The sequence below is a fragment of the Micromonospora sp. NPDC005324 genome (assembly GCF_040607155.1).
Classification (GTDB): Bacteria; Actinomycetota; Actinomycetes; order Mycobacteriales; family Micromonosporaceae; genus Micromonospora; species Micromonospora trifolii.
Genome location: NZ_JBEXGE010000024.1, coordinates 12,253 through 30,664 on the forward strand (window position 1 = coordinate 12,253; position 18,412 = coordinate 30,664).

General features: G+C 71.5%; 24 protein-coding genes. 14 read left to right on the forward strand and 10 right to left on the reverse strand.

The genetic code is table 11. The features are described from left to right. Positions 1–274: 274 nt before the first annotated feature. A complete protein-coding gene (locus ABZS40_RS23440; protein WP_354945495.1) occupies positions 275–796 on the forward strand; it encodes a DUF6232 family protein in 522 nt (173 codons plus the stop codon). A gap of 50 nt (positions 797–846) precedes the next feature. Here ABZS40_RS23440 and ABZS40_RS23445 read toward each other — a convergent pair whose 3' ends face one another. Beyond that, positions 847–1,176: a DUF3817 domain-containing protein gene (locus tag ABZS40_RS23445; RefSeq protein WP_354945497.1), complete on the reverse strand. Its 330-nt coding sequence runs from the start codon at positions 1,174–1,176 to the stop codon at positions 847–849. A 25-nt stretch (positions 1,177–1,201) separates the two neighbouring features. Beyond that, entirely contained in the window at positions 1,202–1,624 is a 423-nt protein-coding gene (locus ABZS40_RS23450; RefSeq protein ID WP_354945499.1) for a hypothetical protein, read from the reverse strand. 134 nt (positions 1,625–1,758) lie between these two features. Between ABZS40_RS23450 and ABZS40_RS23455 the strand changes: the two genes are divergently transcribed. The 3 genes from ABZS40_RS23455 to ABZS40_RS23465 are packed head-to-tail and all read left to right on the forward strand — an operon-like array spanning position 1,759 to position 3,031. Continuing rightward, a complete protein-coding gene (locus tag ABZS40_RS23455; RefSeq protein WP_354945501.1) occupies positions 1,759–2,097 on the forward strand; it encodes a DUF6158 family protein in 339 nt (112 codons plus the stop codon). Next, positions 2,097–2,435, forward strand: a complete 339-nt coding sequence (locus ABZS40_RS23460) for an SRPBCC family protein (RefSeq protein WP_238678168.1) — start codon at positions 2,097–2,099, stop codon at positions 2,433–2,435. The genes ABZS40_RS23455 and ABZS40_RS23460 overlap by 1 nt, the downstream gene beginning before the upstream one ends. Before the next feature lie 53 nt (positions 2,436–2,488). Then, the gene (locus tag ABZS40_RS23465; RefSeq protein ID WP_196919420.1) at positions 2,489–3,031 is read left to right on the forward strand and encodes a DUF1360 domain-containing protein; all 543 of its coding nucleotides are present in this window, start codon (positions 2,489–2,491) and stop codon (positions 3,029–3,031) included. Positions 3,032–3,086: 55 nt separating this feature from the next. On the opposite strand, the gene ABZS40_RS23470 is transcribed toward ABZS40_RS23465, so the two are convergent. The 5 genes from ABZS40_RS23470 to ABZS40_RS23490 all read right to left on the reverse strand — a co-directional run bounded on the left by ABZS40_RS23470 (position 3,087) and on the right by ABZS40_RS23490 (position 6,605). Further along, complete coding sequence (locus ABZS40_RS23470) at positions 3,087–3,281, reverse strand: hypothetical protein (protein ID WP_354945503.1); 195 nt, start codon at positions 3,279–3,281, stop codon at positions 3,087–3,089. Positions 3,282–3,304: 23 nt separating this feature from the next. Next, positions 3,305–3,529, reverse strand: a complete 225-nt coding sequence (locus tag ABZS40_RS23475; RefSeq protein ID WP_354945505.1) for a hypothetical protein — start codon at positions 3,527–3,529, stop codon at positions 3,305–3,307. 61 nt (positions 3,530–3,590) lie between these two features. Beyond that, positions 3,591–4,274, reverse strand: coding sequence for an SDR family NAD(P)-dependent oxidoreductase (locus ABZS40_RS23480; protein ID WP_354945507.1), 684 nt, complete (start codon positions 4,272–4,274; stop codon positions 3,591–3,593). 102 nt (positions 4,275–4,376) lie between these two features. Continuing rightward, positions 4,377–5,228, reverse strand: a complete 852-nt coding sequence (locus ABZS40_RS23485; RefSeq protein ID WP_354945631.1) for a helix-turn-helix transcriptional regulator — start codon at positions 5,226–5,228, stop codon at positions 4,377–4,379. A gap of 291 nt (positions 5,229–5,519) precedes the next feature. Next, entirely contained in the window at positions 5,520–6,605 is a 1,086-nt protein-coding gene (locus ABZS40_RS23490) for a 3-deoxy-7-phosphoheptulonate synthase (RefSeq protein ID WP_354945509.1), read from the reverse strand. A 281-nt stretch (positions 6,606–6,886) separates the two neighbouring features. Between ABZS40_RS23490 and ABZS40_RS23495 the strand changes: the two genes are divergently transcribed. Then, positions 6,887–7,105, forward strand: a complete 219-nt coding sequence (locus ABZS40_RS23495) for a hypothetical protein (RefSeq protein WP_238678165.1) — start codon at positions 6,887–6,889, stop codon at positions 7,103–7,105. Here ABZS40_RS23495 and ABZS40_RS23500 read toward each other — a convergent pair. Further along, complete coding sequence (locus tag ABZS40_RS23500) at positions 7,072–7,821, reverse strand: phosphodiesterase (RefSeq protein WP_354945511.1); 750 nt, start codon at positions 7,819–7,821, stop codon at positions 7,072–7,074. The two genes, ABZS40_RS23495 and ABZS40_RS23500, sit on opposite strands and share 34 nt — an antisense overlap. A gap of 103 nt (positions 7,822–7,924) precedes the next feature. Between ABZS40_RS23500 and ABZS40_RS23505 the strand changes: the two genes are divergently transcribed. The 4 genes from ABZS40_RS23505 (at position 7,925) to ABZS40_RS23520 (ending at position 12,378) form a co-directional block, all read left to right on the forward strand. Continuing rightward, on the forward strand, positions 7,925–9,214 hold the full coding sequence (locus ABZS40_RS23505; RefSeq protein ID WP_354945513.1) for a pitrilysin family protein: 1,290 nt from the start codon (positions 7,925–7,927) through the stop codon (positions 9,212–9,214). Beyond that, positions 9,211–10,548 (forward strand): pitrilysin family protein, encoded by a 1,338-nt coding sequence (locus ABZS40_RS23510; protein WP_354945515.1) that lies wholly within the window; start codon positions 9,211–9,213, stop codon positions 10,546–10,548. The genes ABZS40_RS23505 and ABZS40_RS23510 overlap by 4 nt, the downstream gene beginning before the upstream one ends. Before the next feature lie 206 nt (positions 10,549–10,754). Then, complete coding sequence (locus ABZS40_RS23515) at positions 10,755–11,780, forward strand: aspartate-semialdehyde dehydrogenase (RefSeq protein WP_354945517.1); 1,026 nt, start codon at positions 10,755–10,757, stop codon at positions 11,778–11,780. Positions 11,781–11,937: 157 nt separating this feature from the next. Next, on the forward strand, positions 11,938–12,378 hold the full coding sequence (locus ABZS40_RS23520; protein WP_354945519.1) for a PPOX class F420-dependent oxidoreductase: 441 nt from the start codon (positions 11,938–11,940) through the stop codon (positions 12,376–12,378). 15 nt (positions 12,379–12,393) lie between these two features. Here the strand turns inward: ABZS40_RS23520 and ABZS40_RS23525 are convergent, their stop codons facing one another. Further along, positions 12,394–12,975 (reverse strand): nucleotidyltransferase family protein, encoded by a 582-nt coding sequence (locus ABZS40_RS23525; RefSeq protein WP_354945521.1) that lies wholly within the window; start codon positions 12,973–12,975, stop codon positions 12,394–12,396. A 137-nt stretch (positions 12,976–13,112) separates the two neighbouring features. Here ABZS40_RS23525 and ABZS40_RS23530 point away from each other — a divergent pair, with 137 nt between their 5' ends. The 5 genes from ABZS40_RS23530 to ABZS40_RS23550 all read left to right on the forward strand — a co-directional run bounded on the left by ABZS40_RS23530 (position 13,113) and on the right by ABZS40_RS23550 (position 17,737). Continuing rightward, on the forward strand, positions 13,113–13,529 hold the full coding sequence (locus ABZS40_RS23530; protein ID WP_354945523.1) for a CBS domain-containing protein: 417 nt from the start codon (positions 13,113–13,115) through the stop codon (positions 13,527–13,529). Between the two features lie 206 nt (positions 13,530–13,735). Next, positions 13,736–14,107, forward strand: coding sequence for an SCP2 sterol-binding domain-containing protein (locus tag ABZS40_RS23535; RefSeq protein WP_091405597.1), 372 nt, complete (start codon positions 13,736–13,738; stop codon positions 14,105–14,107). After that, a complete protein-coding gene (locus tag ABZS40_RS23540) occupies positions 14,107–16,167 on the forward strand; it encodes a glycogen debranching N-terminal domain-containing protein (RefSeq protein WP_354945525.1) in 2,061 nt (686 codons plus the stop codon). Before ABZS40_RS23535 ends, ABZS40_RS23540 begins: the two co-directional genes overlap by 1 nt. Positions 16,168–16,262: 95 nt before the next feature. After that, positions 16,263–17,015, forward strand: a complete 753-nt coding sequence (locus tag ABZS40_RS23545) for a lysophospholipid acyltransferase family protein (protein WP_354945527.1) — start codon at positions 16,263–16,265, stop codon at positions 17,013–17,015. A gap of 140 nt (positions 17,016–17,155) precedes the next feature. Further along, positions 17,156–17,737, forward strand: a complete 582-nt coding sequence (locus tag ABZS40_RS23550; protein ID WP_354945529.1) for a helix-turn-helix domain-containing protein — start codon at positions 17,156–17,158, stop codon at positions 17,735–17,737. Here ABZS40_RS23550 and ABZS40_RS23555 read toward each other — a convergent pair. Continuing rightward, on the reverse strand, positions 17,619–18,341 hold the full coding sequence (locus tag ABZS40_RS23555) for a hypothetical protein (protein ID WP_354945531.1): 723 nt from the start codon (positions 18,339–18,341) through the stop codon (positions 17,619–17,621). The genes ABZS40_RS23550 and ABZS40_RS23555 overlap by 119 nt on opposite strands. Positions 18,342–18,412 lie beyond the last annotated feature (71 nt).

The window sequence follows — 18,412 nt, forward strand, 5'->3', positions numbered from 1 at the left end:
TCACCCCTTTCGCGGCCTACTGACGGATGTACGACTTTCGTCGTTCCGGGCGTATGCCGCCGGATTCCTGGCCGCCATAACCGATAAAAGGTGAAATGGATGCTGTTTCTCGGCGATGTCACCTGGTCGTGGCGAGCTGTCGGTGCCCGGTAAATGCCCAGGTCGACTGGCGCTGCCGCAACACAATGAAGTCCGGAGCCGGGAATCCCGTCGACAGGCAGTGATGAATCGCCTTCGGGTCCACTCGGCCAACCGTCCCCTTTCGGGAGGAACCGTGAATCGTGAAGGCGCAAAGACGCGACCGCCGCGAACGGTGCCGGGCGCTCGGTCGACCCTGCTGTACGCACGGCCCGGCATCATCGTGACCGTCGACCGGTTCACCGTCGGTCGGAACAGCTACCGGGTCGCCGACCTGACCCATCTGCGTACCACCCGGGGTCCGCACGACCGGATCGCCGTCCGGGCCGTCGTCATCACCGCCAGCATGCTCGGCGGCGTGGGGGTGCTCCTCGGCTTCACCGGCGGTCTGCAACGCCTCACCGCCGAGGCGTACCTGATCCTCGGTGCGGTGTTCCTGCTCCCGGCCGCTCTGGCCCTGGTCGGCGATCGCTGGCGCCCACCGCCGCACGAACTGTGGGGGTGGCACCAGGGAGCGGAGGTGCTGCTGTTCAGCGCCGACGACGAACGGCAGTTCGGCCAGGTCACCCGGTCGCTGCTGCGGGCCCGGGAGGTCAACCGCTTCGGCAGTTGGGTCGACCCGCTCGCCTCAGCGGACCCGTGGCGGCCCAACCGCTGACCGGTGGCGGTGGGCCGGATGCGTGCCGGCCCACCGGCCGTTGGGCAAGATCAGCGGGCGACCGGCTCCGGAGCCCGTTCCGGCTGCGGCGCGGCCACCCAGGCGCTGACCCGGCGCTCGGCGTAGAACGAGACGAACGGCACCGTGCCGGCCAGCATCACCAGCAGCATCCGCTTCAGCGGCCAGTCGGCTCGGCGGCTCAGGTCGAACGCGGCCACCAGGTAGATCATGTAGAGGAAGCCGTGCGCCGGCCCGATCGTCTCCACGACGACCGGGTTGTCGAACGCGTACTTCAGTGGCATGCCGATCACGACCAGCAGGATCAGCACCACGCCCACGATCCAGGCGATCACGCGGTACCGGGTAAGGGCAGCGCCCACCTTCGTCCGTCCTTCCGAGCCCGGCTCAGCCGGGATAGTCACCGGGCCGGGCGCCCGGATTGGCGTTCAACCATGACAGGTAGTGGTTGTAGGCGGCCAGGTCGGTGTCCTCGACGACGTCGTCGCTGGCCGGCACCCGGGACACCCGCACCGGTCGGCGTACCGCCGGTCGGGACCCGTCGGTGACCGCCGGCGCCGGCTCGACGGCCGGATCCTCGGGCGGCGCGTCGCCCTCCGCCGCCCTGCGGCGGGCCAGCTTCACCTCACGCCACCAGACGTAGACCACGAAGCCGGCGAAGATCGGCCACTCGACCGCGTACCCCCAGCTCACGCTGTTGCCGGCGGTGGCCCGGCTGATCTGCCACCAGCCCAGCCCGAGGAAGCCCACGACCAGCACGACCATGGCCACGTGGCGTGCGATCCACGCCGGGGTCCAGAGCCGCCTCATGACGATGAGGGTACCGGGGGCGCCACCGGTCTCCGACACCGTGTCGTAGTCGTCGCCTCGCCGGCCTGGTTTGGCATCACCACGCCTGGGAAATCGTCTAGACGCCAGCCCAAACGAGATCAAGGGGGGCGATCATGACCGGATCGGTACGTGAGGACGGCTTCGCGTCCAGGGGCAGTGCGGAGATGAGCCCGGAGCAGCGGGTGCCCGAGTGGGGCGGCGACCAGCTCGCCGACCCGGCCGGCGCTCCCGGCCTCGACGGCGACCTGCTCGGCATCGACCCGACGGAACTGACCGACGAGGACCTGATCCGCGAGATGCACAGCCTGCACCGCACCCGCCTGGACACCCTGCGGCACGCGGCGGACTCCGCACTCGCGAACCACCTGCGGCGCACGGCGGAGCTGGAGACCGAGTACCTGGCCCGCCACCCGGGCCGCGAGGTCGATCCCAGCCGCCTGCGGGACGCCTGATGCCGGCGCGCGCCGTGCGCGGCATGTCCGCGCCACCCGAGGTGGTCTTCAGCACCGCCACCGACCCCGACCGGGCCTCGGCCTGGCTGCCGGAGCCGCTCCGTGGCGACGGCAGCCCCGCCGCGGAGATCAGCGGCGAAGAGCTGCGCGCCCGCTGGGGCGACGGCGACGCCGACGACTGGTCCGCCGAGATCCGGGTGGAGCCGGCGGATTCCGGCGGCGCCCGGATCCAGCTCGACCTGGCCGACGGGTCCGGGGGGCCCGGCCCGGATCAGCTGGCCGACGAGGCGCTCACCAACCTGGCGCGCGAGGTCGCCGACAACCTCCAGGCTGGCTGAGCCGGCCGCGCGGGACGCCGCTCCCGCACCACCACGACATGTGAGGAGATCGGGTGAGCGACACTGGCCTGCGGCAGAAGGCCGCCCGGCTGCGCCGGGCGTACGCGCCGCACGAACATCGGCCGCTCGGCGGCTACCTGGTGGCGATGGGTGCCTACGCCGGGGTGACCGGGGCTCTCGCCGGCCTGGTCAAGGCGACCGGCCGGCCGGTGCCGGAACGTCCCGCGCCGTCCGACGTGGTGCTGCTCTCCATCGCCACGCACAAGCTGAGCCGGTTGTTGTCCAAGGACGCGGTGACCAGCCCGCTGCGGGCGCCGTTCACCCGCTACGACCGACCGATCGGCAGCGGCGAGGTGATGGAGCAGGTACGCGACTCGGGCAGCCCGACCCGGCACGCCATCGGCGAGCTGCTGAGCTGCCCGTTCTGCCTGGCAGTCTGGGTGGCCACCGGGCTGACCGGTGGCCTGGTGCTCGCACCCCGGCTCACCCGCCTGGTGGCCACCGCGCTGACGGCGGTCGCCGCGTCCGACTTCCTCCAGATGGCGTACGCGACGGCGCAGCAGGCCGCCGAGGGTGGGCACCACGACGACGACTGACGAGCAGGACACGAAGAGGGGGCCGGCAGACGCCGGCCCCCTCTTCTCGTACGCCTCACCGTTGCATGCCGGACCAACCGTGCGGCGACTCCGGCTCCCGCTCGTCCTCGTCCGCCCCGGTGATGATGTCCCGATCCACCGCCGTCTTGTCGTGTTCGTTGGCGAAGTCCGGCTCGGGCGTGGTGTCAGTGCCCTTCGGGGGCTGACCCAGCGCCGGCACCTTCTCGTCTCGGTCGTCGTGGTTCGTCATGTCGGTGTCCCTTCTGCGGTCACTCATCCGAGGGGGCCGCCCAGCAGGTCGCTGGCCTCGTCCACCGAGTACTCACCCTCGGGGAGCGCGTCGATGCGGGCGAGCAGGTCCGGCGGCAGTTCGGCGGCCACCGCCCGGCGGTAGATCTCCCCCTGTTCGACCCGCTCCTGCGCCCGGAAGACGTCGTCGAGCAGGTCGTCGAGGGCCTGGGTGCCCGGCTCGCCGGCCACGCATGAGTCGTCGGTCACGTCGATCAGCTACCCGGGGCGGAATCGGTCAAACGTCACGCCGACGGCCGACGTACGGGGCTCACCAGGGCAGTGCCCCCGCCTCGTCCTGGAAGGTCCCCGTCGGCCCGGTCGGCTCCAGGGTCGCCAGGCGTACGACCTGTCGGGCGCTCTCCTCGGCCGGTCGACCGATCCCGAAGGGCGCGGTCATGTCCGTGGCAGTGGTGCCCGGTTCGAGGGCGTTGAACGTGATGCCCGGCTGCGACTTGGCGTACTGCACGGTCAGCATCGTGGCCGCGGTCTTGGAGGCCGAGTACAACGCGAGCGACATGCCGAACTCCGGGCGCTCAGGATTGTTCACCGCCCAGAACGATCCGGCGCTGCTGGAGATGGTGACGACGTTGGGATTCGAGGACCTGCGAAGTAGGGGCAGCGCCGCCTCCGTGACGCGCACGATGCCCACCGCGTTGGTGTCGAAGGATCGCAGCGCGGCGGGGCCGTCGAGCCCGGTCTCCAGAATGCCAGCGTTGTGTACCAGGACGTCGAGTCGGCCCTCTGCCGCGTCGATCGTGGCCAGTGCGGTGCGCACGGACGCGTCGTCGGTGACGTCGAGCTGGACGAATCGCGCTCCGAGCGCCGCGGCGGCCTGCTCGCCCCGCTCGACATCACGCGCGCCGACGTAGACGACATGCCCCAGCTCCAGAAGCTGCCTGGCGGTCTCGAAGCCGATGCCCTTGTTGGCCCCGGTGATCAATGTGACGGTCATGTCGCGAACGCTAACCAGCGGGGGTCGACGTACCCGGAGCCCTCTTGAGACCGGGGTCTGACAGGACCCCCTCTGGTCGCTCGACACTGCCACCGGCAGATTTCAGGTCCTGGCGTGCTCGACCGTCTGTAGCTCGCGGATCGCGGGTAGGCCCACGGAGGCGAGGAGGGTCAGCTTCTCCGCGTCGCTCGACCCGGCGTCGGGGTGGTAGACGACGAGCATCAGGCCATCCGCTCCGGCGATGCTCAGCCGTTCCCGATTGAGGGTCAGCTCCCCGACCTGAGGGTGATTGAGCCGAATCGGCGTTCCGCGCTGTCCGCGTACTTCGTGGCGTGCCCAGAGCTGACGAAATCGGGCGCTCGCCAACGAGAGTTCTCCGGTGAGTTCGATGAAGCGGGTGTCGTCTATGTCGGTGCCCACGGCCTGTCGTAGGTTCGCGACGAAGCACTCCGTCATGTTTTCCCAATCCGGGTGCATTGCCTGCTCGGCGGGGTTCAGGAACAGGTCTCTGAGCTGATTCCCCCCTTCGGCAAGTCGTGGGGAGAGGGCTCTGGCGAGGCTGTTCGAGGCGAGGATGTCGAAGTACCGTCCCTCGACGAAGGCGGGCTGGACGAGGGAGTCCAGAAGTTTGAGCGCACCGGCTGGAACGGTTTCCTTGCGCTGTCGACGTCTGCGCCCTCGGGGAGTGTCAGCGACCAGCTTCAGCAGGTAGGCCAGGTGCTCGTCGTCGAGCTGGAGGACACGTGCGATGGACTCGAGCACCTGCACGGACGGGTTGCGGTCGCGGCCCCGCTCCAAGCGCAGGTAGTAGTCGGCGCTGACGCCGGCGAGCATGGCGACCTCCTCGCGGCGCAGGCCCGGAACACGTCGCACACCCCCCTCAGGGATGCCGGCCTGCTGCGGTGTCACCAGCGCCCGTCGAGCACTCAGAAACGCGCCAAGGTCGTTCGACATCTCGCTCACCAATCAATCGTATGACCGGGAAAGACGGGTGACGGGGGCCCTGTCGCACCCCCCGGCTCGCGCCCCGGCCCGCGTACAGACAGCGCCGCCCCCGGCCTTGTGGGCCGGGGGCGGCGCTGGTGTCGGTGTGCAGGTCGCCGCTCGGCGAGTGGCACTACGCGGCTCCAGCCGGACGGTATTCCGCGAAGGCTATTTAGGTGAGGCCCGGGGACACTGGACACACCGACACCCCTGTCAACGAGCCGACCCCCGCTCGTGTTCCGTAGGCCGGGGTGTCGGCGGTCACACCGTCGTCGGCAGTGTGGCCCGACGGGCCCGCACCGCAGAGGCGAGGTGGTCGAGCACCTCGGCGGTGTCGTCCCAGCCGAGGCAGGCGTCGGTGACCGACCGGCCGTACTCCAGCTCCCGGGTCGGGTCGAGCTCCTGCCGGCCGGGCAGCAGGAACGACTCCAGCATCACGCCGGTGATCCCACGCTGGCCAGCGGCAAGTTGGGCGGCCACGTCCGCGGCGACCAGCGGCTGGTTGCGGTGGTCCTTGCCGCTGTTGGCGTGACTCGCGTCGATCACCAACCGCTCCGGCAGGTCGGCGGCGCGGAGCAGGTCGAGCGCCCCGGCGACCGACTCGGCGTCGTAGTTGGGTCGGCCGCCCCCGCCGCGCAGCACCAGGTGCCCGTCGGTGTTGCCCCGGGTGTGCATGATCGCCGGAGTGCCGGAGAAGTCGATGCCGGGGAAGACGTGCGGCACCCCGGCGGCGCGGATCGCGTCCACGGCCGTGCCGATGCTGCCGTCCGGGCGGTTCTTCATGCCGATCGGCATGGACAGGCCGGAGGCGAGCTGGCGGTGCACCTGGCTCTCCACCGTGCGGGCGCCGATCGCGCCCCAGGCCACCGTGTCCGCGATGTACTGCGGGGTGATCGGGTCGAGGAACTCGCAACCCACCGGCAGGCCGAGGCGGAGCACGTCGAGCAGCAGTGCCCGAGCCAGCCGCAGACCGGTGTTGACGTCCCCGCTGCCGTCCAGGCCGGGGTCGTTGATCAGGCCCTTCCAACCGACAGTGGAGCGCGGCTTCTCGAAGTAGACCCGCATGACGATCAGCAGGTCGTCGGCGACCCGGTCGGCTGCCGTCCGCAGACGCTGCGCGTAGTCCAGGGCGGCGGCCGGGTCATGCACCGAGCAGGGGCCGACCACCACCAGCAGGCGGTCGTCCTCGCGGTCCAGCACGCGACCGACCGCGCGGCGGCCGGTCAACACGGCCGACGCGAGTGGGGCGTCCAGGGGCAACTCGTGGTGCAGCAGGGCGGGCGTGGTCAGCGGCACGACACGGTCGATTCGCTGATCGCTGACCCGATCGGTCTCCGGGGTCGTCACGGTGGCATCCTTCCGCCGACCGTGCCCGGGGCCGGTGCCCGGGACGAGCCGGCTGCTCGTACGCAAAAGGGCAGGAACGACAGCTCCTGCCCAGCCGGCTCGGTCCGTGGTGACGTCAGTTCATGGTGAAGTCACCGGCGTGCGAGCCGGCTGCCTAAACCATCGATAGGAACGCGTCACCGGGCCAGCCTACCCGACCGGACGCGGTCACCCGTCCTGTCGTCCCAAGATGCGGGGCGAAGATCGCGTGCCGGGGGTGCGGTCGGGGTAACAGGGGTGCCATGACACACGAGCAGAGCGATCAGGACCGGGTGGAGTCCCGGGCGCACCACCTTCTGCCCGAGGAGAAGGCGGTGGGCAGCGACGACCCGGAGGCGCAGGCGGAGGCCATCCTCGCCGACTCGGACCTCCGCGCTGCGGACCAGAACGCCGCACCGGACACGGTGCTGGAACGTCGTACCTCGGATCAGACAGTGGTGGCGGTCGAACCGCCGGACTGAGCGGTCGCCCCACGGGCCCGCCGCGACCCCCGGTAGGTCTGGTCGCGCAGCCAGGCCAGCGGACCTGCCACCCGCAGTTCGGGTGGCAGGTTGCGCACCGGGTCGAACGCGAGCGCCGCGTCCTCCTCGGCGCTGAGCTGGGCACCGAGGCTGACCTGCCCGACCAGCCGCCAGGGCCCCACCGCCGACGCGACAGCGAGCACCAGACGCGGGGTGTCCGTCCGGGTCGCGGCGACCGCCGTGGCCAGGCTGCTACCGAGGTCGACCGAGTCGGGGTCGGCCAGCGCGGCCAGCCAGAGGCGGCGCCGACCCGCGCGGTAGCACGTGATCGTGCTGTACGTGCCGGTGAAGCGGCGTCGGGGCAGCGGCAGGTTTCGTAGCACCGGGGCCGCGCCGCTGGAGCTGACCAGCAGGTCGAACGGCCGGCCCCCGTCGCCGTGCAGGCGCAGCGCGAGGCCCAGGACGTCGGGCCAACTGCCGGGCGTGGGCGTTCCCTTGGAGAGCCGGACGGTGGTCCGGTACCGGCCGGGGTCGTCCAGCAGAGCGACCCCGGTGGGCGGTCCGGGCGTACCCCAGATCACCGTCTCGCCGACGAACGAGCGACCGGCCGGATGCAGCAACCGGCCGCGGCGCAGCCGGCCGAGTGCGATGCTGGCGCGTTCGACGGCGGTGGCGGCCCGGCCCGCGGTCCAGGACGAAGGTGGGGTGACGGTCATTGCTCTCCGGTACCCCGCGCGGCGGCTCCGATGCCGCCCGGGTCGGCTCGCCGACCGACCGCACGTCACCTTTCCGACCGCGAGATCAGATAGCGTCGGGGGCATGCCCGACAGCGGTTACCCCTGGCCCATTCAGACGTCCCGACTGGACAACGGCCTGCGCGTGGTGGTGAGTGAGGATCGCACCGCGCCTGCCGTGGCGGTCAACCTCTGGTACGACGTCGGCTCCCGGCACGAGCCGGTAGGGCAGACCGGCTTCGCCCACCTCTTCGAGCACCTGATGTTCGAGGGCTCGGTGAACGTGGCGAAGACCGAGCACATGAAGCTCATCCAGGGCTCCGGCGGCTCGCTCAACGCCACCACGAACCCGGACCGCACCAACTACTTCGAGACGGTCCCGGCCGAGCACCTGGAGCTGGCCCTCTGGTTGGAGGCCGACCGGATGGGCGGCCTGGTCCCCGCCCTCACCCAGGAGACGCTGGACAACCAGCGGGACGTGGTCAAGAACGAGCGCCGGCAGCGCTACGAGAACGTGCCGTACGGCGACGCCTGGCTGCGGTTGCTGCCGCTGCTCTACCCGCCGGGGCACCCCTACCACCACGCGACGATCGGCTCGATGGCCGACCTGAACGCCGCCGACCTGGCCACCTTCCAGGCGTTCCACCAGACCTACTACGCGCCGAACAACGCGGTGCTCACAGTGGTCGGCGACGCCACCGCCTCCCACGTGTTCGCGCTCGCCGACAAGTACTTCGGCGCGCTGCCCGCCCGCGACGACATCCCGCCGGCACCGGACGGCCGCAACGTCCCCGCGACCGGGCAGACGGCCGTCGAGTCGGTGAGCGCCGACGTGCCGGCGCCACGGGTCTACATCGCCCACCGCAGCTACCCGTTCGGCAGCCCGGGATACAACGTGATCACCGTGCTCGCCACAATCCTGGGCAGCGGCCGGGGCAGCCGGCTCTACCAGCGCCTCGCCGACGGCGAGCGGATCGCGCAACCGGATCTGGTCGGGGCGTACGGGGTGGACCTCGCACACGCCCCGGCACCGTTGATCGCCACCGCCACCGCCCGCCCCGGAGTGAGCGCCGAGCGGCTGGCCGAAGGGCTGGCCGACGTCGTCGACGAGCTGGCCACTGTGCCGGTCACCGCCGCCGAGCTGGATCGGGCCAAGGCGTTGCTCAGCACCGGGTGGTGGCGTCAGCTGTCCACCGTCGACGGCCGCGCGGACCTGCTCGGCCGGTACACCACGCAGTTCGGTGACCCGGCCCGCATCGCCGAGCAGTTGCCGGCCCTGCTCGCTGTCACCGCGGAGCAGATCGCCGAGGCCGCCGCCGACGTGCTCGCCACCGACCGGGTGACCCTGACCTACCTGCCCGAGGAGACCTCATGACGTTGATCGCCGACCGTCCCGGCCCGGGCGCCGCCCGCCCGTACCGGTTCCCGCCGGTGGTCCGCCGCGCCGCGGCCGGTGGTCAGGTCGTCGCCGCGCACCTGCCGGGGCAGAACCTCGCCGTGGCCCTGCTGCTGCTCGACGTGGGCGCGGGCCAGGAGCCGGTCGGCAAGGAGGGCCTGTCCGGTGTGCTGGCCAAGGCGCTGGAGGAGGGGACCGCGCAGCGGGACGCCGCCGCGTACGCGCTCGCCGTCGAAGGGCTCGGCACCGCGTTGTCGACCGGTCTGGACTGGGACTCGTTCCAGGCCAGCGTGGTGATCCCGGTGGACCGGCTGAGTGCGGCCGTGGAACTGCTCGCCGAGGCGGTCCGGACGCCCAAACTCGACACCGCCGACGTACGCCGGGTGCGCGACGACGAGGCCACCGCGCTCCGGATGGACTGGGCCAATCCCGGCCCGCGCGCCGACGCCGCGCTGCGCGCCGACCTGTTCGGCGCGCAGAACCGCTGGGGACGGCCGATGCACGGCGACCCGGAGTCGGTCGCCGGGTTGGACGTGGAGGACGTGACGGTCTTCCACTCCGAGTGGTTCCTGCGTCCCGGCACCCTGATCGTCGCCGGTGACCTGGACCGGATCGACCTGGACGCGCTGGCCGCCGCGGCGTTCGCCGGCACCGGTGGTGGCCCCGCCGTGCGGGGCGGCCCCATCGAGGTGCCGCTGCACGGCGAACGGCGGATCATCCTGGTGGACCGGCCCGGCTCGGTGCAGTCCACGCTGCGGCTGGGCCACCCGTCACCCCACCGGGCGCACCCCGACCACGTGCCGATGACACTCGCCGGCACCGTGCTCGGCGGGGCGTTCACCTCCCGGCTCAACCACCTGCTGCGCGAGGTGCACGGCTACACCTACGGCATCCGGGGCGACTTCGCCGCGTCGCGGCGGTTCGGTCGGTTCGCGGTCAGCTCCGGCGTGCAGACGGCGGTCACCGCGCCGGCCCTGGTCGAGGCGGTGGGCGAGATCACCCGTACCCAGGCCACCGGGGTGACCGAGGACGAGCTGGAGGTGGCCCGCTCCTGGCGCGCCGGGCAGCTCTCGGTCGAGTTGCAGAGCCCTCGGGCGATCGCGTCCGCGCTGACCACACTGGTGGTGCACGACCTGCCGGACGACTACCACGCGCGGCTGCGCGAGTCGCTGCTCTCCGCCGACGTGGACCAGGTCTCCGCGGCGGCAGCCACCCACCTGCACCCGGAAGCCCTCACCCTGGTCATCGAGGGCGACGCCGCGGTGATCCGCGCCGACCTGGAGGCCACTGCCCTGGGAACCCTCCTCCCCTGACCCCACCCACCACCCACTCACCGGCGGCCTCGCGCCACCCCTCGCGCCGTTGATCATGAAGTTGTTGTCACTAGCCTCGGCGTGTGTGTCGCGGCAATAACTTCATGATCGACGGGAGGGGGGTTGGGGGAGTGGGGTGTGAGGTGGGACCCGGGGGGTGGGAAAGGGGTCCCGGTTTCGGGGGCGGGGTCGGTAGCCTCGCGGACATGAGGATCGGCATTGTGGGGGCCACCGGCCAGGTCGGTGGCGTGATGCGGCAGGTGCTGGCGGAGCGGGAGTTCCCAGCGGAGCAGGTGCGGTTGTTCGCCTCGGCGCGGTCCGCCGGGCGGGCGCTGCCGTGGCGCGACGGCGAGGTGATCGTCGAGGACGCCGCGACCGCGGACTACTCCGAGCTGGACATCGTGCTCTTCTCGGCCGGTAAGGGCACGGCTCGGGAGCTGGCGCCCCGCGTCGCCGAGGCCGGCGCCGTGGTGATCGACAACTCGTCGGCGTTCCGGATGGACCCGCAGGTGCCGCTGGTGGTCGCCGAGGTCAACCCGCACGCCGCCCTGGACCGGCCCAAGGGCATCATCGCCAACCCGAACTGCACCACGATGGCCGCGATGCCGGTGCTGCGTCCGCTGCACGCCGAGGCTGGCCTGGTCGGCCTGGTCGTCTCCACCTACCAGGCGGTCTCCGGCGCCGGGCTGGCCGGCGTCGCCGAGCTGGACGAGCAGGTCCGCAAGGTGGCCGAGCACGCCGCCGGGCTGGCCTTCGACGGCTCGGCCGTGGAGTTTCCCGCGCCGCGCTCGTTCTCCCAGCCGATCGCCTTCAACGTCCTCCCGCTGGCCGGTTCGATCGTCGACGACGGCTCGTTCGAGACCGACGAGGAGCAGAAGCTCCGCAACGAGAGCCGCAAGATCCTGGAGATCCCTGATCTGTTGGTCTCCGGCACCTGCGTCCGGGTGCCGGTGTTCACCGGGCACTCGCTCCAGATCAACGCCCGGTTCGCCCGGCCGCTCACCCCGCAGCGCGCACACGAACTGCTGGCCGCCGCGCCCGGGGTGGCACTGACCGACGTCCCGACGCCGTTGCAGGCCGCCGGCCAGGACCCGACCTACGTGGGCCGGATCCGCGCCGACGAGACCGTCGAGTACGGGCTGGCCCTGTTCTGCTCCAACGACAACCTGCGCAAGGGCGCCGCGCTGAACGCTGTGCAACTCGCCGAGCTGGTCGCCGCCGAGCGCCGCTGACCGGCACGATCGCCGAAACACCGAGCCCTCGCCGTCCGTCGGCGGGGGCTCGGTGCCGTTCCGGATGGTCGCCCTGCCGATCCAGGGCGGTCGACCGCGGCGGCCGGCCGGTCGTGCTTGGATGGGTCGGAGACGATCGTCCAACCTGGAGGGCACCATGCCGGATGACAGCAACCAGCAGGCGTTGACCGATCTGGTGGCCGGCCGCTCGATGGGCGTGCTCGCCACCATCAAGCGGGACGGGCGTCCGCAACTGTCAACGGTGCTCTACTCCTTCGACCGGGACGCGGGCCTGATCCGGGTCTCGGTCACCGACGGCCGCGCCAAGACCGCCAACCTGCGCCGCGACCCGCGTGCCAGCTTCCACGTCAGCAGCGAGGACGGCTGGGCGTACGCGGTGGTCGAGGGTCGCGCCGAACTGACCCCGCCGGCCACCCAGCTCGGCGACGACACGGTCGAGGAGTTGGTGGCGCTCTACCGGGGGCTGAGCGGCGAACACCCCGACTGGGACGAGTACCGCCAGGCCATGGTCGACGAGGGACGGATCGTGCTACGCCTGCACGTCGAGCGGCTCTACGGCATGCCGCCCCGAGGCTGACCCGCCCACAGCCGATCAGCCCGGCTCGATCACGGTCACGCCGGGCCAGCGCTGCGCCGGCCGGTGCCGGGCCAACCGCTGCCGCGACCGGGCCACGTCCACCCGGGCCGGGTTGTGCCGCCACACCCCGCCCAGCAGATCCGTCAGGCCGTACGGGGCGCAGACCTTGAGCCGGCCGGCCGGGTCCAGGCGGACGGCCACCGCTGTCGCGTACTCCGGCCAGGTGGCGACCGCCTCGGCCACGCTGCGGTACGGCTCGATCGGGTCGCCGCCGAACGTGGCCGCGTACCAGGTGTGCACCGCCGCCTGGTTGCGTGCCTGCCACGGCGGCTGCGGCCACATCCCCGCCAGCCGGGCGGTGGCCCGGTCGTCGTCGACGCGCGTCAGCTTTGCCGGGTCGAAGAAGACCACATCCACGTCGCGAACCCGCGCCGGGTCGAACCCGTCGCCGTACCGTTCGCCCCAGACCAGGTCGCGCAGGGCGCCCGCGCCGATCCAGGCGTCCGGCAGCTCGGAGTCACGCACCACGGTCAGCGCCCGGGTCAGCCAACCGCTGCCGGCGACCAGGTCCCGCAGTTCGTCCTCGCCCGTCATCATCCGCCCACCGTAGGCAGCGGACCCAAGCGCGCGGGTGTGCCGCCTGCCGGACCCACGCGGATAGACCGAAGCCCGTCGGCGTTACCCCCTCCCGCGCGGCGGGTAGACGACCGTGCCGACACCGAGAGGGGAGCACCATGACAACGGTCGGAGAGTTCATGACGACCCGGTTGGTGACGATGGACGGCAACGACACGCTCATCGCCGCCGCGCAGGAGATGCGGGACAGCGCGATTGGCGATGTGGTGGTGACCGACGGCGACAGTGTGGTCGGCATCGTCACGGACCGGGACATCACGGTCCGAGGTGTCGCGGAGAACATGGACGCGGGCTCGACCCGGTTGAGCCAGATCACCACCCGCGACGTGATCACGGTGAGTCAGTACGACGATGCCGTGGCCGCCGCGGACCTGATGCGGACGTACGCCGTACGCCGACTTCCGGTGATCGACGACGGGCGCCTGGTCGGCCTGGTGTCGATGGGTGACCTCGCGGTCGAGCGCGAACCGCAGTCGGTCCTGGCCGACATCAGCGCCGACGACCCGAACAACTGACCCGTCCGCCGCGGCGCGCGCCGGCTCTCCCTTCCGGGAGGGCCGGCGCTGTGGCGTCCCCACCGGGGCGGGGGCTCACCCGAATGGGGCGAGGTTGATCGGGGGAGCGGCGGGGACCCGTGCGGGGACGTGCAACGCCGGCCGTCCGTGCGACGCGAGCGCGGTGGGTGGGATCCCCGGCCCGGCAACTGGGAGGAGTGGACCCGATGGTGGACGCGACCACGAGGTTCTTCGAGGACCTGGACCGGCGGGGGTACGAACCCCTGCTGGCCAAGACCTCCGGGACGCTGCGGATCGACCTGCACGAGGGGGCGCAGACCCGGCACTGGCTGCTGAGGATCGACCACGGCCGGCTGAACGTCAGTCAGGAGGACCAGGAGGCCGACACGGTGATCGGCGCGAGCCCGGTCCTCTTCGACGACATCGCCTCGGGGCGCGAGCACGGCCTGGCCGCGCTGTTGCGGGGGGACATGACGGTGTCGGGCGACGCTCGTCTCGTCGTACAGGTGGAGCGGATCTTTCCGGGTTCCCCGGACGCCCGTGGGCCGCGTCGGCGATTCGCCGGGGAGGTGCACTGATGGGGCAGAGCAACACGATCCGGATCCTGGACGGCAACACGTTCGTCGTCTGCGAGGACACCGGGGACATCGAGGCGACGCCGAGCGAGCCCACCGGGCTCTTCTCCATCGACACCCGGTTCCTGTCGACCTGGGTGCTGACCGTCAACGGTGAGCGGCTCAACTCGCTCTCCTACGACGACCTCCAGTACTTCGAGTCGCGATTCTTCCTGGTCCCGGGAATGGCCACGCACTACGTGGACGCGAAGCTGTCGATCATCCGGGAGCGCACTGTGGGCGGCAGCTTCTGTGAGCAGCTGACCATCCTCAACCACGACGAGAAGCCGGTCGACCTGGAAGTCCGGATGGACGCGGCGTCGGACTTCGCCGACCTGTTCCAGGTCAAGGACGAGATCCTGAACAAGAAGGGCGAGATCTACACCGAGGTGGAGTCGGACCGGCTGCGGCTGGGCTACCGGCGGGGGAACTTCCGGCGGGAGACGCTCATCTCGTCGTCGATGTCCGCCCGGTACGACAGCAAGGGCTTCGCGTACACGGTCCACCTCGAGCCCAACGAGCAGTGGGACGCCTCGATCGACGTCCAGACCCACGCGGTCGGACCCGGGGGCCGGGACCTGCGGTTCGGGCTGCGCAAACACGGCACCGAGCGGCTCGCTCTCCAGCACGACCTGGAGAAGTGGATCGCCGACGCACCGAAGGTCAACAGTGAGCACGGCCGGGTGGCCAGCACGTACCGGCGCAGTCTGATCGACCTGGCGGCGCTACGCTTCTCGCCCCTGTCGCTGGGCGGCGCCACCCTGCCCGCCGCCGGTCTGCCCTGGTTCATGACCATGTTCGGCCGGGACAGCATCCTCACCTGCCTGCAGACGCTGCCGTTCACCCCGCAGCTGTCGAAGACGACGCTGCGCATCCTGGCGTCCCTTCAGGGCAGCCGTTTCGACGACTTCCGGGACGAGGACCCGGGGCGCATCCTGCACGAGATGCGCTACGGCGAGACCGCGGCCTTCGAGGAACAGCCACACTCGCCGTACTACGGCTCGGTCGACGCGACGCCGCTGTTCATCGTGCTGCTCGACGAGTACGAGCGGTGGAGCGGGGACGTCGCGCTGGTCAAGGAGTTGGAGCAGGAGTCCCGGGCGGCGCTGAGGTGGATCGACAACTACGCCGACCTGGTCGGCACCGGCTACATCTGGTACGAGCGACGCAACACCGACACCGGCCTGGAGAACCAGTGCTGGAAGGACTCCTGGGACTCGATCTCCTACTCCGACGGCACGCTCCCGCCGTTCCCACGGGCCACCTGCGAGGTGCAGGGGTACGCGTACGACGCGAAGGTCCGCGCGGCCCGGTTGGCCCGCGAGTTCTGGGGTGACCCGGAGTTCGCCGACCAGTTGGAGCGGGAGGCGGCGGAGCTGAAGGAGCGGTTCAACCGGGACTGGTGGGTGGACGACGGCGAGTACTTCGCCCTGGCCCTGGACCCGGACGGCCGGCAGTGCGACATCCTCAGCTCCAACATCGGCCACCTGCTGTGGAGCGGGATCGTCGAACCCGAGCGGGCGGAGAAGCTCGCCGCGCACCTGGTCGGGCCGCGGCTCTTCTCCGGCTGGGGAGTGCGCACCCTCGCCGAGGGGGAGGCTCGCTACAACCCCATCGGCTACCACAACGGCACGATCTGGCCGTTCGACAACTCGTTCATCGCCTGGGGTCTGCGCCGCTACGGCTTCGCCGAGGAGGCCGCGACCATCGCCAACGGCATTCTGGACGCGGCCACGTACTTCGACGGCCGGTTGCCGGAGGCCTTCGGCGGCTACCCGCGGGAGCTGACCAAGTTCCCGGTGGAGTACCCGACGGCGTGCAGCCCGCAGGCATGGTCGACAGGTACGCCGCTGTTGCTGCTGCGCACCATGCTCGGTCTGGAGCCGCACGAGGGTCACCTGGCCGTCGAGCCACGGCTGCCGGTGGGGATGGGTCGCATCGAGGTGCTGGACATCCCCGGTCGTTGGGGCCGGGTGGACGCGTTCGCCCGGGGTCGACTGGACCTGGACAACCTCGGCGACTGACCGACCGGAACGCCGGACCGGCGGTGGCGCTCCACCCGCGTCGCCGCCGGTTCTCCGCCCAGCCGACCCCCAGCCGGTCAGGGTAGATTCTGCGAATGCCGGAGCTCGTGTACCCGCCCGTTATCGCCGCCGCCAAGACGCTGTTCCGGGTCCTCGACCTGAAGATCACCATCGAGGGCGCCCACCACGTACCCCGCACGGGCGGGGCGGTGCTGGCCAGCAACCACGTCAGCTACCTCGACTTCATCTTCGCCGGTCTGGGGGCGAACGCGTCGGGCCGGCTGGTCCGCTTCATGGCCAAGGATGCGGTCTTCACGCACAAGATCTCCGGCCCGCTGATGCGGGGGATGCGGCACATTCCGGTGGACCGGCAGGCCGGCGCGGCCTCGTTCCGCGCCGCAGTGGGCGCGCTCAAGCAGGGCGAGGTCGTCGGCGTCTTCCCCGAGGCGACGATCAGCCGGTCGTTCACAGTCAAGGAACTCAAGAGCGGCACGGTCCGGATGGCCCGCTCGGCGAAGGTGCCGGTGCTGCCTGTCGCGTTGTGGGGCACCCAGCGCCTCTGGACCAAGGGCCGCCCGCGCACCCTGACCCGCCGGCACACGCCGATCACCATCCTGATCGGCGAGCCGATCAGCCCGGCGGACTTCCCGGACCCGAACGTGCTGGCCGCCGAGCTGACCACCCGGCTCAGCGCCCTCGTCGACCGGGCACAGCGGGACTATCCGGACACCCCGGCCGGCCCGGACGACACCTGGTGGCAGCCCGCGCACCTGGGCGGCAGCGCGCCCTCACCGGAGGAGGCCGCCGCTCTGGACGCCGCCGCCGAACACCGCACCCCCAGCGCCTGACGTCGACTTGGCCGGATCGTTCCGCACCCGGGCAGAATGGTGTCTGCCGGCGCGGGCCGGCCCAGGTCTTCTCCAGCGCCGCCGACCTCGGGTACGACTATCAGCTGCACTACGTCGCCGAGCGCGAGCAGGTGCCGACCGTGCAGGGCGTACCCCTGGTCGCCGACACCCGGTGGCCCGAGCTGGCCCCGGACGACCTGGTGATCGTGCCCGGTTGGCGGCCGGCGGCGCACGGGCCGCAGGGGCCGGTGTCGCCCGGCGACCTGCTGCGGCTCGCCGAGCACCACGCGGCCGGCGGCACGGTCGTCTACGCCCGCCGCAACGGGCACGAGCCGCAGGCCAGCGCGCTGATGCGGCACCGCTCACACCTGTCCGACTCGGTGCACCGGGTGCAGAACCTGATCGACAGCCGGTACGCCGAGCCCCTGCCCCTGGCCGAGTTGGCCGCCGCCGGCGGCGTGGCCGAACGAACCCTGACCCGCCTGTTCCGGGCGAGCACCGGCCTCACCCCGCTCGGCTACCAGCAGCTGCTCCGCGTGGAACGGGCCGAGCACCTGATCGGGCGCGGCACGACCGTGGAAGCCGCCGCGCGGGCGGTCGGCTTCACCGGTGCCCGGATGCTGCGCCGCCTGCGAGCCCGCCCCACGAGGTCGGATCAGGTCTTGAGCGGTAGTAGTCGTCCCGGGAGTGGAACTCCACCGGCAACGAGCCGGGCAGCGTGATCCGGGTGTCGCCGGCGAGCAGAGCGGGGCCGGCCCGCAGCAGCAGCACGTCGCGCTCCTGGGCGGAGAGGTCGACCAGTTGTGGGCGGTTGAGCCGGAACATGGCCACCGCCCGGCGGACCTGCCGGGCCACCGCCACGACCTCGGCGGCCGCTCCGCTGAGGGCCAACGCCGGCTGCTGAATGGTGCGCAGCGCGTCGCAGACGATCAGCAGCTGCGCCGGGGCGCCCGGCTCGGCCGCCGGCAGCTCCAACCGGGACGGCCACTGCCAGCGGATCTGACCGCTCATCAGGCCGTTCAGTCGAGCGGGTGGTCGGGCCCGGTGCGTCCCGTCGGCGACCAGCGACAGCTGCGAGCCACTGCCCACCCAGCAGATCCGCTGATCGGTGACGGTCACCGCGACCGGCTCGGGCAACTGCCAACGGCGTCGCACCTCGCTCGGCCCGAGCAGGTAGCCCGCGACCAACAGCGGGTATCGCCCGAGCACCCGCTCACCGGGCCTCGGTCGCAGGTTGTAGCGGCGGTCCAGGGTCGGGCCCCCGTCGTCGTCGGGGGCGTCGAACCGGTGGGGACCGATGAAGAAGGGGGACGCGTCGGAGTGCATCGTCACGACCTTCCGGTCAGCTGGCTGTGTACTGAAGCCTGGCGGACCAGAGGGCTCCTGTCATGACGCCT